Source organism: Arthrobacter sp. UYCu723, assembly GCF_054059215.1.
This window is the reverse complement of sequence record NZ_JBSSBW010000001.1, coordinates 1,755,865-1,769,388: the sequence shown is the minus strand read 5'-3', so window position 1 is coordinate 1,769,388 and position 13,524 is coordinate 1,755,865. Positions and strand designations below refer to the sequence as shown.

Genomic DNA, 13,524 nt, shown 5'->3' with positions numbered 1-13,524 from the left:
ACCCACGGAACCGGGACTAGCTAGAGCCGCGGGGCCGGCCTGAGCTTCTTGAGCCAGGACTCCGTCTGGGCAATATGCGCAGCTGCTGCGGTGGCGGCCATCGTCGGGTCACGGCTGGCTATCGCCTCCACGATCGCGCGGTGGCCAGCAGTGCTGCCTGCCCTCACAGCCGGGCCCTCCTCACCGTCGAAGATATGGAAGTGGCCGCCGCGGGACCGGAAGAGATTGACCAACGCCGCGAGTGTTGAATTGCCGCTCGCATGGCAGATTTCCTCATGGAACCGTGAGTCAAGATCGGAATACTCGGATGGACTATCCGTGGCCTCCATGCTGGCCACCAGCCCCTCCAGCTTGGCCAAAACCTCAGGCGTGGCATTCGCGGCCGCAGCGGCGGATGCGTGGGATTCCATCAGCCTGCGGATCTCAAGGAGTTCCAGCAAGCCGTCCAGCGGAAGCAAGTCCACCAGCAGGGCGAAATTTTGCAGGATGACCGTCGGTTCAAGCGAGGAGACATAGGTTCCCGATCCGTGCCGGGATTCCATCACGCCAAGGGCCGACATGGCCCGTACTGCTTCCCGCAGTGAACTGCGCGACACGCCAAGCTGGGCGGAAAGCTCCGCCTCGGGTGGGCACTTCTGCCCTGCCGCGAGCTCGCCCGAGGCAATCTTGCTCCTTAGGCCCTGCATCGCCGTCTCGACTGCACCCAATTCGTTGCCTCCTTCAAATCCCAGTGACACGCTACCGCACTCTCAGTGCGCCGATGCCAGTGGATCACGCTGTCATACTTTGATTAAAAGTCATCATATCTCTTTGCTGGAATCTCGGGCGTATCACCGGTTATTGGGGTACATTTCCTGAAGTCATCTCATGACTTATCAAGATTGTCTGTTGTCTTGGTGTTGGCTGTGATGTAACTTACAGACAATTCAGTCCACTCCCCGAACGAGAAGGTCACCAGTGTTCTCAACACCCCTGACGGCACCGCACCTGATGATGACCCCTGAGGGCCTGCCCTCGATGTCCGACTGGACCCTCACTCCGTCGAAGGTCCACCTCAACCACGGTTCCTACGGCTCCGTTCCGCGCGCCGCCCAGGACATGCAGCACCGACTCAAGGCGCGCATGGACGACAACCCCTGCCCCTGGTTCATGGGGCAGTTCGCCTTGGTGGCCACGGCCAGGGCAGAGATCGCAGACTTCCTCGGCGTCCGGGCCCTTGACCTTGCTCTCGTGCACAACGCCAGCGCGGGCGTCAGTACCGTCTACAACTCGCTGGCTTTTGCTCCCGGCGCGGAAATCGTGACCACCAACCACACCTACGGTGCCGTGCTGGAGGGTGCCCAGCGCGTTGCACGAAAGTGCGGGGGCCTAGTCCGCACCGCCGACATCCCGCTCGACGCCGATGCAGAGACCGTCTGCACCCTTGTCATGGCGGAGGTCACCAGCAGGACGGCTCTGATAGTGGTTGACCAGATCACCTCCGCCACGGCCCGAGCCTTCCCCGTCGAGGCGATCGCCAAGGCGGCTGCCGCCCACGGCGTGCCCGTCCTGGTGGACGGAGCCCACGCACCCGGCGTCCTGGAGTCCCCCGTGCCGGAGTTCGACGGGTTCTGGGTGGGAAACCTTCACAAGTTCGCATGCGCACCGAGGGGAACCGCGGCACTCGTGGCGCGCGGCGCTCTGGCTAACACCCTGGAACCCCTGATCGATTCGTGGGGCTTCCCGCACGCCTTTCCCGAGAATTTCGACCACGTCGGCACCCAGGACGTGACGTCGTGGATGGCGGCACGGACCGCATTCGATACCATCGAGGATCGTTACGGCTGGGCGAGGTTCCGCAGCTACGCCAGGGAGCTCGGCGACTACGGCCAGTCCCTGATTGAAGGGGCCTTTGCCGATGCCACCGGCGAAGACGCCACGGCCGACGTCGGCATGCCAGTTGGCCCGCTGCGCCTGGTCCGACTGCCGAAGGGTCTTGCCACCACGCATGAGGCCTCCCATGCCATCCGCGGCTACATTTCGGACCGGCTCGACATCGAAACAGCCATCACCACCTTTGGCGGCCACGGCTTCCTCAGAATCTCCGCCCATCTGTACAACTCGCCGCGGGACTACGAAATCTTCGCCGAAAAGGCCGTCCCGGAGCTGGTCCGGCTCGCTCGCACCAGCTAAGCACCACCGTCGCCGCCGCCCTGCCGGCCCGATGACCACGCACCCCAACAAGTCAGTCAATGGAGGAACCCCCGTGAAATCCAGATTCACCACGTCCGCCGCCGTAGGCCTCGCAGTCGTTCTTGCACTCGCCGGCTGTGGCAGCGCCGAACCGGCGGCCAATGGCCACGTCACGCTGAAGATGGTGGAAAGCCTCACCAACCCGACGCGGACGGACACCATCAAGAAGCTGGTTGCCGGATTCGAGAAGGAAAACCCGAACATCAAGGTGGAGCTGATCTCCCCGCCCACGGACCAGGCCGACCAGAAGATCCAGCAGATGCTCCAGTCGGGCAAGGGGATCGACGTCGTCGAGGCCCGCGACATCACGGTGGGGTCCTTCGGCGCCAACAAGTGGCTCTACGACATGACCGAGGACCTCAAGGGCTGGGACGGCTGGAACAACCTGACGGAGAACGCCGTCAACTATTCCAAGCAGGACGGAAAGACGTACTACATTCCCTACGGCTTCTACGGCCTGTCGCTGTTCTACCGCACGGATACGGTCAAGGACGCCGGCTTCTCCGGTCCGCCGGCCAGCTGGTCCGACATGCTCAAGCAGGCCACCGCGCTCAACAAGCCCGCGGAGAACAAGTTTGGCTACGCATTCCGCGGCGGCGCCAACGCCAACTCCAACGCCGTCGCCATCATCGAGGCCCATGTGGCCGATGAGATCGACAAAGAGAACGCCTTCAAGCTGGCCAGCGGCAAGACCATCTTCTCCTCGCCCAAGGCCCAGGAGGCCATGGATCTCTACATCGACGTGTTCAAGAAGGGCTCCCCGCCCTCCTCCGTGGCCTGGGGCTACCCCGAAATGGTGCAGGGCTTCACCAACGGGTCGACGTCGTTCCTGCTGCAGGATCCCGAGGTCATCGCCACCGTCCGTGAGTCCAAGTCCATCACCGCCGACCAGTGGAACGTGGCACCGTTGCTGGTCGGCCCAACGGGCAAGGCCATCCAGCCCGTCGCCTCCGCCGGCTGGGGTATTGCAGCCAGCTCCAAGGCCAAGCCCGAGGCAGTGAAACTCATCAAGTACCTCTCCCAGGGCGACGCGGCCACCACCTTCGACAAGGAGAACAGCCTGGTGCCGATCCTGAAGTCCGCCGCGAAGGACAGCTTCTACAGCACCGGCCCCTGGGCCGCCTACGTCACCATGACGGATAACCCGCAGACGTACATCTCCGCCGTCCAGCCGCGCGGCGTGTCCTGGTGGACCGAGTGGATCAAGAAGTCCGACGGCGAACTCCAGCGCGTCCTGACCGGGCAGATGACCACCAGAGAGCTGCTCGCCAGCTGGGACACGTACTGGTCCCAAAAGATGGCAGGCTAGCCAACAGTGGCTCTCGACACCGAGCGCGCGGTGGTGCGTCCCTCCGTACGGAGGGACGCACCGTCCGGGTCGCGCAACAGGAATGAGTCCAAGAAGCGCTTCAATTCCAGGACAGCCCTCACCCTGCTGGCCTTCCTGGCACCGGCGGCGGTGTTCGTCGGCATCTTCACCTACTATCCGATGATCGCCGGCAGCCAGATGGCGTTCCGCAACTGGAATCTGAACGACCTCTCCGACACCTCGTGGGTCGGGTTTGGCAACTTCAAGTCTCTGCTGGATGCACCGGAATTCTGGGGCATCGTCCGCAACACCGTGGTGTGGGTTGTTGGTTCCATCGTCCCTCAGGTGGTCATCGGCTTTGCCGTGGCGCTGTTCCTGAAGCGGCGGTTCAGGATGCGCGGGGCCTACCAGGCCATGATCTTCTTCCCCTGGGCCGTGTCCGGCTTCCTGATCGGCATGCTCTTCCGCTGGATGTTCAACGCCGAGTTTGGCGTGGTCAACGATCTGCTCATGAAGGCCGGGCTGATCGGCTCGCCCATCCCGTGGCTCGCTCAACCCGGCTTCGCCATGACCGCCATCATCATCGCCAACATCTGGTACGGCGTCACCTTCTTCGCCATCATGATCCTCGCGGCCCTGCAGTCCGTCTCGGAGGAGATGTACGAGGCCGCGGCGCTGGATGGTGCCGGCAAGGTGCGGACGTTTTTCCACATCACGCTGCCCAGCATTGCCACCACCTTGGCCTTGACCATCCTGCTGCGGGTGATTTGGATCTTTAACTTCCCGGACATCATCTTCGCCATGACCGGCGGCGGTCCGGCCGACCAGACGCACATCATCACCACCTACATGATCAAAATTACGCAGGAGGGCGACTACGGCAAGGCCTCGGCACTGGGCCTGATCGTCGTCGTCACCCTCATGCTTTTCGCCGCCTTCTACCTCATGGCGGTCCGCCTTCGAAAGGGAGACAAATGATCAACCGACAGAGTCTCGCTGGGCGGGTCGCGAAGATCGTCTTTCTGGGGCTGTGCCTCGTCGCCACGGTCTTTCCGCTGTACTGGATCATCATCACCTCCTTGAAGGAACCGGGCGCCATCTACGCACTGCCCCTGGACTACTGGCCGCGGAAGCTGTCCCTGGAAAACTACATCGGGCTTTTCACGAAGTCGGACTTCGGCCAGTACATGGTCAACAGCCTGGTCGTGGCCCTGGTGGCATCGTCCGTGGCCACCCTGATCTCGCTGCTCTCGGCCTATGTCCTGGCCCGGTTCCAGTTCGCCGGACGCGGCGCGGTGCTGGGGGCCTTCCTCATCACCCAGATGATTCCGGGATTCATTGCCCTGGGGCCGCTGTACCTCATGATGAGCAACTTTGGGCTGGTGGATTCCAAGACCGGGCTGATCCTGATCTACATTGCGATCTGCATCCCGTTTTGCACCATCATGCTGCGCGGATTCTTCGAAAACGTCCCCGATGCACTTGAGGAAGCCGCCATGATCGATGGCTGTTCCCGGCTGGGTGCGCTCTTCAGGGTCCTGGTTCCGGTCATGCTGCCGGGCGTGGCCGCAAGCTTCATCTTCAATTTTGTGAACTGCTGGAATGAGCTGTTCCTGTCGGTGACATTGATGAACAGCGATTCCAACAAGACAATTCCGACGGCGCTGGCAGGGTTTATCTCAAGTTTCAACATTGATTGGGGATCGATGTCTGCAGCCGCGGTTTTGACGGTTGTGCCGACGCTGGCCATCTTTGCCTTTGCCAGCAAGTTCATCGTCCAGGGGCTGACTGCCGGCTCCGTCAAGGGCTGAGCCCGGGGAACAGAGAAATGCTCCGGTTGTGTCGCGCTTAGCTAGAAGCGCCTGATGATCCTGCGCTGGGTGGCCACCGCGATCGCGGCGGTGCGGTTGTCCACGCCGAGCTTGCCGTAGATGTGCACCAGGTGCGTCTTGACCGTCGCTTCAGAAATGAACAGCTGCTTGGCGATGCCCCTGTTGCCCAGGCCGGTGGCGAGCAGTTCGAGGAGCTGGATTTCGCGGCCGGACAGGGCCGGTGCCGGGTTCCGGATCCGGCCCATCAGCCGGGCTGCGACCTCGGGGGCCAGCGCCGTCTGCCCTGCTGCCGCCGAGAGCACGGCCTGGCGGATCTGCTCCGGCGGCGCGTCCTTGAGCATGTACCCGCTGGCGCCGGCCTCGACTGCCGCCAGGATGTCGGCGTCGGAGTCATAGGTGGTGAGGATGAGCACCGGCGGCGCCGGCTGCCCCGCCTCGCCCGCCTTGATCCTGCCGGTCGCCGTGACGCCATCGATCCCCGCGCCCATCTGCAGGTCCATGAGCACGACGTCCACCGGCTCACCCAGGGTGTTGAGCCGGGCCAGCGCCGCCAGCGCGGCACCCCCGTCGGAAGCTTCGGCGGCGACCGTGATGCCGTCGAAATCGCCCAGCATGGCTCTCAGCCCGGCCCGGACCACCGGGTGGTCGTCAACGAGCAGCACCCGGATGTCGCTCACGGCTGTTCCTTGTCCGCGTGTTCCTGGGCCGGTTGTTCCTTGTCCGCGTTCGCGCCGGTTGCGAGGGGGAGCCTGATGGCCACCACGGTCCCTTCGCCCGGTGTGGACTCGATGTCCAGGCTGCCGGACAGCGCGGCCACCCGTTCGCGCAGGGATCTCAGCCCGTAGCCGGAGCCGTCAGGGCGCCCGGCCGGGTCGCCCGGAGCGGCCGGATCGAAACCGACGCCGTCGTCGTAGACGTCCATCGCGACTTCGCTGCCCAGGAAGGACAGGGTCACGACGGCGGTGCCCGCCTTCGCATGGACCCACACGTTCGCGAGACTGGCCTGCGCAGCGCGGAGCAGGGTGGTCTGGTACGGGCTGGGGAGTTGCACGGGAGTCCCTTCCAGGTCGAAGCGGCAGCGGATCCCGGTTCCGCGGGCGGCGGCCTCGGTTTCGGTTTTTTCGCAGAGCCGGCGCAGGCTGTTCACGAGCGAGTTCTCCGCCAGGGCGGGGGACTGCAGCCCCCGGACGAAGTTGCGGGCCTCGGCCAGGTTGGCCGATGCGGTCTCCTGGACGGTGCGGAGCCGGTCCCGGACGGTGGCTGTGTCGCCGTTCTCGAGGGCTTTCTCGGCCGCGCGGCCCATCAGCAGAATGCTGGAGAAACCCTGGGCGAGCGTGTCGTGGATTTCGCGGGCCAGCCGGGAGCGCTCGGCGAGGGTTCCGGCGTCGTGCTGGCTCCGGGCGAGTTCGGCGCGGGTACGGCGCAGCTCTTCGGCGGCCAGCCGCTGGTTTTCGGCCTCCTGGTACAGCGCCCGGTAGGCGAGTCCCGTGACCACGGCAAACGCCGCTCCGAACACCGGCCCCAGCACCATCGGCAGCTCGAGTGCGTTCCCTTCCGGTCCCCGGTTGTGGAACCACAGCGCAGCGACCAGCAGGCCCGTGCTGAGGGCGATGGCCGGCAGCGCGAGCCGCCGCGGCAGAATGTGCAGCTGCAGGAAGAAGAGCGGGAACGCCAGCCAGACGAAGTCGGCGCTGGCCCAGATCAGGAGCAGCCAAAGGAGGGACACGGCGCCTAGCCACCACACGGCATACGGCTTCGGATCGAAGCGGGACGGGTCGGCGGAGCGGCGTTTCTCCAGCACCGTCCCGAGCAGGTAGACGGCGGCGAGGACCAGGGCGAGGCCCAGTGCGAGCCAGCCCGGCCCCCGCAGACCCGCGGCCAGCAGCCGGACCAGCGCCACGAAGAGCAACACGGCGAAGCCGACGTGGAGGCTCACCCGCAGGATCCGCAGAATCACGGCGGCCCCGGTGGACTCCGCATCCGCGCCCGTAAGTTTGCCGTCCATAGATTCAGCGTAGTGCCGGGCCGGGCCGATTCCGGCTGGAACCGGGGCCGCGCAGCCAGGATCACCCTTTTGGTTGATGCTGCCTGACAATTGGCGGCTAGGGGCGGAGCCCGGGGACGGGCAGGCCGAATATTTCCTTCAGGGCATATCTTGCGGCGTGGAACCCCGGCATGCCGGTCACTCCGGGGCCCGGAGGGGTCGAGGAGGAACAGAGGTACACCCCACGGAGCGGGGTCCGCCACGGCACGGGACCCAGCACCGGACGCCGCACCAGGCCCCGGAGGTCCATCAGGCCGGCGCCGAAGTCGCCGCCGACGTAGTTCTCGTTGTACGCCGCCAGCCCGGCCGCAGTGGTCACCCGGTATTGGACCACCACGTCCCGGAATCCCGGGGCGAAGCGCTCCAGTTGGGCAATCACGGCCTCGCCCATGTCCACGTGGGAGCCGGCGGGAACATGGCAATAGCTCCACAGGACGTGCCGGCCCTCCGGTGCGCGTCCCGCGTCGAAGCGTGACGGCTGGGAGACCAGTACGTAGGGCTGCTCGGGATGCCGTCCCGCTGCGACGAGGTTCTCTGCCTCGGCCATTTGGGCCCGAGTGCCGCCCACGTGCACCGTACCGGCGTCGGCGAGCCCCGGGGCGGCCCAGGGCACCGGGCCGGAGAGGATGAAGTCGACCTTGCAGGCCCCGTTCCCGAACCGGAACGACTCGAGGGCGCGCCGGTACCTGTCGGGGAGCCTTCCATCCGCCAGCCGGATCAACCCGGGAGGCGCCACGTCCAGCAGGGTGGCCCGCACCGGAGGAAGGTCCGCCAGGGAGCCGATCCGCGCCTCCGTTTCCACAACTCCGCCGTGGGCCTCGAGGTCCGCCATCATGGCCTGGGCGATCGCCGCTGATCCGCCGAGCGGAACCGGCCAGCCGTCGGCATGCGCCAAAGCCCCCAGCAGGAGTCCCGCGCCCGCCGCGGCCAGGGCGGGCAGCGGTGAGACGGCGTGGGCCGCGACCCCGGTCAACAGGGCGGGCGCCAGCTCTTCCCGGAACCTGGCGCCCCACAGCCGGGAGCCTTGTTCCAGCGTGCGGAGGCCGAACAGTCCGGCAGCGACGGGGTCCCGCGGCACCCGCAGCAGCTGGTTCAGGGTGAGATCCGCTATGCCCTCCACCCGGTCCACGAGCGGGGACATCAGGCGGCGGAATGCTGCGCCGTCCCGCCCCAGCCCGGCGGCGGTCCGTTCGAGCGAGCGGTACGCCAAGGCCGCCCGGCCGCCGTCGAGCGGTGAACCGTACGAAACCTCCGGCATCTCAAGACGGATCCGCCGGGACAGCCCGAACTCGCGGAAGAAGGGGGAAGCCAGGGCCATCGGGTGCACCGCCGAACAGATGTCATGGAAGTGGCCCGGTTCCATCAGTTCGGCGGTGCGCAGGCCGCCACCTGGGGTGGGGGCCGCCTCGTAGACATGGACCTTGAGCCCGGCCCGGGCCAGCGTCACTGCGGCGGCGAGTCCGTTGGGGCCGGAGCCGACGACGGCGACGTCAGGCATCTGCCGCGGCTTTCCGCCAGGGCAGCAGGGACGCCGACGGCCGGGCCGGGTCAAGCCGCAGCCAGTCCGGGGCGTGTTCGAAGGGTCCGCCGTGCGGGTCGTCCATGTCGTGGCGCCGGATGACGTCATAGCCGGGGTCCCAAATATCCCAGGCCACCCGTGCCATCAGGTACGCAGTGGCCAGCATGTGGAACACGACGGCCAGGACGTAGTAGGGCATGTCGATGTTGTGTTGGGCCACTCCGCCGCTCGTCACCTGCCCAAGATACATCCAGATGGCGGCCCAGTGCAGGCCCTCGATGGTCTGCCAGATCAGGAAGTCCCGCCAGCGGGGCCGGGCGAGGGCCAGCAGCGGAATGAGCCACAGTACGAACTGGGGCGAGTAGACCTTGTTGGTCAGGATGAAGGCTGCCACGATCAGGAAGGCGAGCTGCGCGAGTCTGGGCCGCCGCGGTGCGGCCAGGGCGAGTGCCGCGATCAGGGCGCAGGCCAGGACGAAGAGGTTCAGGGCCAGGGTGTTGATGGTGTCGGCCTGCAGGGGTATCCAGCCGAGGCGTCCGGCCACGAGGTTATAGGCAAACCATGGCGAGCTGTACCCGGCGGGCCGATCCTGGGTGAACTGGTAGAAGTACTTCCAGCCGTCCGGGTTGAGGGCGGCCACCGGCAGGTTGACGGCCAGCCAGGCCGCGGCGCCGGATCCGGCAGTGACCAGCAGCGGCCGGAAGCGGCCCGTGCGGAGGGCAAGCAGCAGAATGGCACCGAGGATCAGTAGAGGGTAGAGCTTGGTGGCCGTGCCGAGGCCAATGAAGATCCCCGCGAGCACCAGCTTGTTCCGCGAGAAGAAGTACATGCCCAGGGCCAGCAGAGCGACCGCCCACATGTCCCAGTTAATGGTTCCGGCCAGGACAATGCCGGGGGCGACCGCCACCATGGCGGCGTCCCAGGGGCGCCGTCGGGTCATCCGGGCCGTGGCCAGCACCGTCACGATCCATACGGCGGCGATCAGGGCGGCATTGACGTCGAAGTAGGCCAGAATGCGGTCGCTGCTGACGCCCTCGCCAGGCACCAGGAGTGCGGTGACGCCGGCGATCAGTCCCATCAGCACGGGGTACTCGAAGAATGTTTCCCTGGTCACGAACGGGAAAGCACCCTCGCCAAGGCCGCGGTTCCTGAATAGTTCGGGGAAGTCCGAGTAGCACGTGGCATAGAACTGCCCCGGCGTTTCCCAGCCGTTGCCGCGGCAGTAGGACTTGAGGAGAATCCCCGCCAAGGCTGCCAGCACGGTGAGCATGATGAGAACGCGTTCCACGGTAAAGAATCCGGGGGAGACGACCCCAGGGGCCGCACGGTGGCCCATGGGGCCCCCAATGAGCTCCGTGAAGTTCCTCAGCAACGGGTCGCTGCGGCTCGGGATGACCAGTCGGACCCGCTTGCGGTGCTCCGGCGGCTTTGTCTCCTGCATGCCCTTGAGCTTACCGGGGCAGCTGGTGCCCAAGCAGTCTCTGCCAATCCGGGGACGGGCGGGGGACCGAAGGTCTCTGGCGTCAGCGGAGGAGGCCAATCTGGTGCAGGGCGATGAATACGTCGTCACGCTTCTGGTCGAGGAGTGCTTCGTTGAACAGCGTCGTGTGCCTCGGTGCCGGCTTCCGGATGAAGAGCAGGACGGCCCGGAGTTTGTGCATCATGGTGGTCACCTCCCTTCCATGCCTGGGTTGCGGCGGTCAGTGCTGCGGGGCCGGACAGGTGTGCTGGCGATAGTCACGGTGAACCTTTCGTGTGTTTGCCGTGGAGATGGAAAGAAATTTGGCACGTCAATTAAGGCCCCGGTAAATTGGGGATGAAAAGGCCTCATAACGCATGGAAATGCCCGGGGCAATTGTTTGATTTCGCAAAGCGACGAATGGCCCCCTGAACGCAAGAGCGCCACAGCCCCCAACAGGAAGCTCGGTTCCGAACTATGGGGATGCTGCGCAACCGCGTGGTTCCGCCTGGTCAGCCGGCTATCAGAGGGCTTCCGAGGAACGGGAGTCCTCTGTCTCCGCTGGGTGCTAGGTCAGGGACACTAGGCCGCGAGCGGAGGGGTCAGGAGACAGTCAGGCCGAAATTCGGGCGCAGATCAGCACTGGAGGCCGGGGTGGCGGTGACGGAATACATCCATCCGCTAGTCAAAGTAATCATTTTCCCAACCTCCTTTTCTGTCCTGCCGTGGCTCCGGCTGAATGGCCGGGCGACGCGCGCCGTGACCCCGGCAAATCGCCCTGGGGTCAAAATAAAAATACACCATGAATGCAGCAGTTGACCACTGAATTCATAAACTTTCCTGAAGTTCTTTTCTAAAACGTATCTATAGGCCCCAACGGACCACTGCGGGTGTCTTCTTATCCCAGCCCAGGGTGCAGACTTTCGCCGTGCCCAGCACGAAGTGCCGCCCTTCGCGGGGATCGAGTCCAAGCCACCGGGCCGTCAGTATCCGGGAGAAGTGGCCGTGGGCCACGATCAGCACATTGTCCAGGCCGGATTCCAGCACCCGCGCCACAATCTTGTCCGCCCGGGCTGCCACGTCGTCGAGTGATTCACCGTTCGGTACGCCGTGGGTCCAGATCAAGTACTCCGGGTTGTCCTTGCGGATGAGGTCAGAGCTGATGCCTTCGTACTCGCCGTAGTCCCACTCGACGGCGAGCGGCTCCAGCTGGGCGTTCGGGTAGCCCGCCAGTTCCGCCGTCCGGCGCGCCCGCCGGAGCGGCGAGGTCAGCACGAGGTCAAAGTCGACGGCGTCGAGCACCTTGCGCGCCTCGACCGCCTGCTGCTCGCCTTCCACGGTGAGGGGAAGGTCCGTGAGGCCCGTGTACTGCCCGCTCTTTGACCACTCGGTTTCGCCGTGCCGCAGGATCCACAGCTGCGGACGGGGGCCGTTGGTAGGTGCAATCACTTAGGACTCCTCAGTAGTGGACAGTTCGACGGCGGATCCGGTTCCGGCCTCTTCTGGAGCAGACTCCGGCTGCGCAGCCCACCACACGCGCAGTTTGGCCTCGGCGACTTCGGCATCCAGCGGGCCGTATTCCATCCGTTCTTCGAGCAGGTACTTGTAGGCGCGGCCCACGACGGGGCCCGGCTTGAGCCCCAGCAGCGCCATGATCTGTCCGCCGTCCAAGTCGGGGCGGACCGCCTCAAGGGATTCCTGCTCCCGCAGGGCTGCAATCCTGGCTTCCAGGTCGTCATAAGCGAAGGATAGCCGCTCCGCCTTGCGCTGGTTGCGGGTTGTCACGTCGGAGCGGGTGAGCCGGTGCAGCCGCTCCAGGAGCGGCCCCGCGTCGGTGACGTAGCGGCGGACGGCGGAGTCGCTCCAGCCGGCGTCGCCGTAGCCATAGAACCGCATGTGCAGCTCCACGAGGCGTGCCGCCGCCTTGATCGTGTCGTTGTCGAAGCGGAGCGCCTTCATGCGTTTTGACGTCAGCTTGGAGCCCACCATGTCGTGGTGCCGGAAGCTCACTGCGCCGCCAGGCTCGAAGCGGCGCGTGGCCGGCTTTCCGACGTCGTGCATCAGGGCAGCGAACCGCAGCACAAAATCGGGGCCGGGAACGGGGCCGTCGGCACCTGTCTCCAGCGCGGCAGCCTGCTCCAGGACCTGGAGCGAATGCTGGTAGACGTCCTTGTGACGGTGGTGCTCATCCGACTCCAGGCGGAGGGCCGAGACCTCCGGTAATACGAACTCAGCCAGCCCGGTGTCGACCAGCAGATCAATCCCGGCCCGGGGATGGGCGGCGCAAATGAGCTTGACCAGTTCCTCCCGCACGCGTTCGGCGGAGATCATGGTGATCCGTTCGGCCATCCGGGTCATGGCCGCGCGGACGTCCTCGTGGACCGTCACGCCCAGCTGGGCTGCGAACCGGGCGGCGCGCATCATGCGCAGCGGGTCGTCGGAGAACGAGGTTTCCGGGGTTCCCGGAGTGGTGAGGACTGAGGCATGAAGATCACGGACGCCCCCGAACGGGTCGACCAGCTCCAGCGCCGGCAAGCGCAGGGCCATGGCGTTGATCGTGAAGTCCCGGCGCAGCAAGTCGTCGGTCAGTGAATGCCCGAAGGCCACCATCGGCTTGCGTGAGTCGGGATCGTAGGCTTCGGCGCGGTAGGTGGTGATCTCAATCTGGAAACCGGCCTTGCGCATCCCGATGGTGCCGAACGCCCGCCCGATCTCCCAGAAGTTATCTGCCCACTTCTTGATCAATGCGACGGTCTGGTCCGGGGTGGCGTCCGTGGTGAAGTCCAGATCGGGTGAGACGCGGCCCAGGAACAGATCACGCACCGGCCCGCCCACGAGGGATAGTTCGTGGCCGGCGTCGACGAACCGCTGTCCAAGCTCCAGAACCACCGGGTCCACCTGGAAATCAACAGTGTGCGTGTCAGTCTTGTGATGTGCGTGCGCCATAGTTTCTTAAGCATAGTTTCTCAAGCCCGCTGGAAAACCGCGCCGGCACCACATCGAAACTGTCCCGAGGTCCCGCGCTTAACGGTAATCCCCTGGGCGGGGCGGCAATCTACTTTCCCGGCCGTCCACTTTCCCGTCATGTTGAGGTCATCAACAGCGGACAAGAGTCGTTAGAGTGGACTT

Annotated in this window: 12 protein-coding genes; 4 read left to right on the top strand and 8 right to left on the bottom strand. The window is 65.4% G+C overall.

Annotated features, from left to right (window positions below; genetic code table 11):
* Nucleotides 1–20 precede the first annotated feature (20 nt).
* Nucleotides 21–707 carry a FadR/GntR family transcriptional regulator gene (locus tag ACVWZ8_RS08255; RefSeq protein WP_456504342.1) on the bottom strand — a complete coding sequence of 229 codons (687 nt, stop codon included), beginning with the start codon at nt 705–707 and terminating at the stop codon, nt 21–23.
* A 250-nt stretch (nt 708–957) separates the two neighbouring features.
* Here ACVWZ8_RS08255 and ACVWZ8_RS08250 point away from each other — a divergent pair, with 250 nt between their 5' ends.
* From ACVWZ8_RS08250 to ACVWZ8_RS08235, 4 genes are all read left to right on the top strand, one after another.
* Entirely contained in the window at nt 958–2,172 is a 1,215-nt protein-coding gene (locus ACVWZ8_RS08250) for an aminotransferase class V-fold PLP-dependent enzyme (protein WP_426975302.1), read from the top strand.
* Nucleotides 2,173–2,245: 73 nt separating this feature from the next.
* Nucleotides 2,246–3,541: an ABC transporter substrate-binding protein gene (locus ACVWZ8_RS08245; RefSeq protein WP_456504341.1), complete on the top strand. Its 1,296-nt coding sequence runs from the start codon at nt 2,246–2,248 to the stop codon at nt 3,539–3,541.
* A gap of 6 nt (nt 3,542–3,547) precedes the next feature.
* Nucleotides 3,548–4,519, top strand: coding sequence for a carbohydrate ABC transporter permease (locus tag ACVWZ8_RS08240; RefSeq protein WP_426975304.1), 972 nt, complete (start codon nt 3,548–3,550; stop codon nt 4,517–4,519).
* Nucleotides 4,516–5,352, top strand: a complete 837-nt coding sequence (locus ACVWZ8_RS08235) for a carbohydrate ABC transporter permease (protein WP_426975306.1) — start codon at nt 4,516–4,518, stop codon at nt 5,350–5,352. The genes ACVWZ8_RS08240 and ACVWZ8_RS08235 overlap by 4 nt, the downstream gene beginning before the upstream one ends.
* A gap of 41 nt (nt 5,353–5,393) precedes the next feature.
* On the opposite strand, the gene ACVWZ8_RS08230 is transcribed toward ACVWZ8_RS08235, so the two are convergent.
* The 7 genes from ACVWZ8_RS08230 to ACVWZ8_RS08200 all read right to left on the bottom strand — a co-directional run bounded on the left by ACVWZ8_RS08230 (nt 5,394) and on the right by ACVWZ8_RS08200 (nt 13,341).
* Entirely contained in the window at nt 5,394–6,050 is a 657-nt protein-coding gene (locus tag ACVWZ8_RS08230) for a response regulator (RefSeq protein WP_456504340.1), read from the bottom strand.
* Nucleotides 6,047–7,378 carry a sensor histidine kinase gene (locus ACVWZ8_RS08225; protein ID WP_456504339.1) on the bottom strand — a complete coding sequence of 444 codons (1,332 nt, stop codon included), beginning with the start codon at nt 7,376–7,378 and terminating at the stop codon, nt 6,047–6,049. The genes ACVWZ8_RS08230 and ACVWZ8_RS08225 overlap by 4 nt, the downstream gene beginning before the upstream one ends.
* A gap of 97 nt (nt 7,379–7,475) precedes the next feature.
* Nucleotides 7,476–8,915 (bottom strand): phytoene desaturase family protein, encoded by a 1,440-nt coding sequence (locus ACVWZ8_RS08220; RefSeq protein WP_456504338.1) that lies wholly within the window; start codon nt 8,913–8,915, stop codon nt 7,476–7,478.
* Nucleotides 8,908–10,377, bottom strand: a complete 1,470-nt coding sequence (locus ACVWZ8_RS08215; RefSeq protein ID WP_456504337.1) for a glycosyltransferase family 87 protein — start codon at nt 10,375–10,377, stop codon at nt 8,908–8,910. The genes ACVWZ8_RS08220 and ACVWZ8_RS08215 overlap by 8 nt, the downstream gene beginning before the upstream one ends.
* Nucleotides 10,378–10,459: 82 nt before the next feature.
* The gene (locus ACVWZ8_RS08210) at nt 10,460–10,600 is read right to left on the bottom strand and encodes a hypothetical protein (RefSeq protein ID WP_426975311.1); all 141 of its coding nucleotides are present in this window, start codon (nt 10,598–10,600) and stop codon (nt 10,460–10,462) included.
* A gap of 659 nt (nt 10,601–11,259) precedes the next feature.
* Complete coding sequence (locus tag ACVWZ8_RS08205; RefSeq protein ID WP_426975312.1) at nt 11,260–11,844, bottom strand: histidine phosphatase family protein; 585 nt, start codon at nt 11,842–11,844, stop codon at nt 11,260–11,262.
* On the bottom strand, nt 11,845–13,341 hold the full coding sequence (locus tag ACVWZ8_RS08200) for a CCA tRNA nucleotidyltransferase (protein WP_456504336.1): 1,497 nt from the start codon (nt 13,339–13,341) through the stop codon (nt 11,845–11,847).
* Nucleotides 13,342–13,524: the final 183 nt, after the last annotated feature.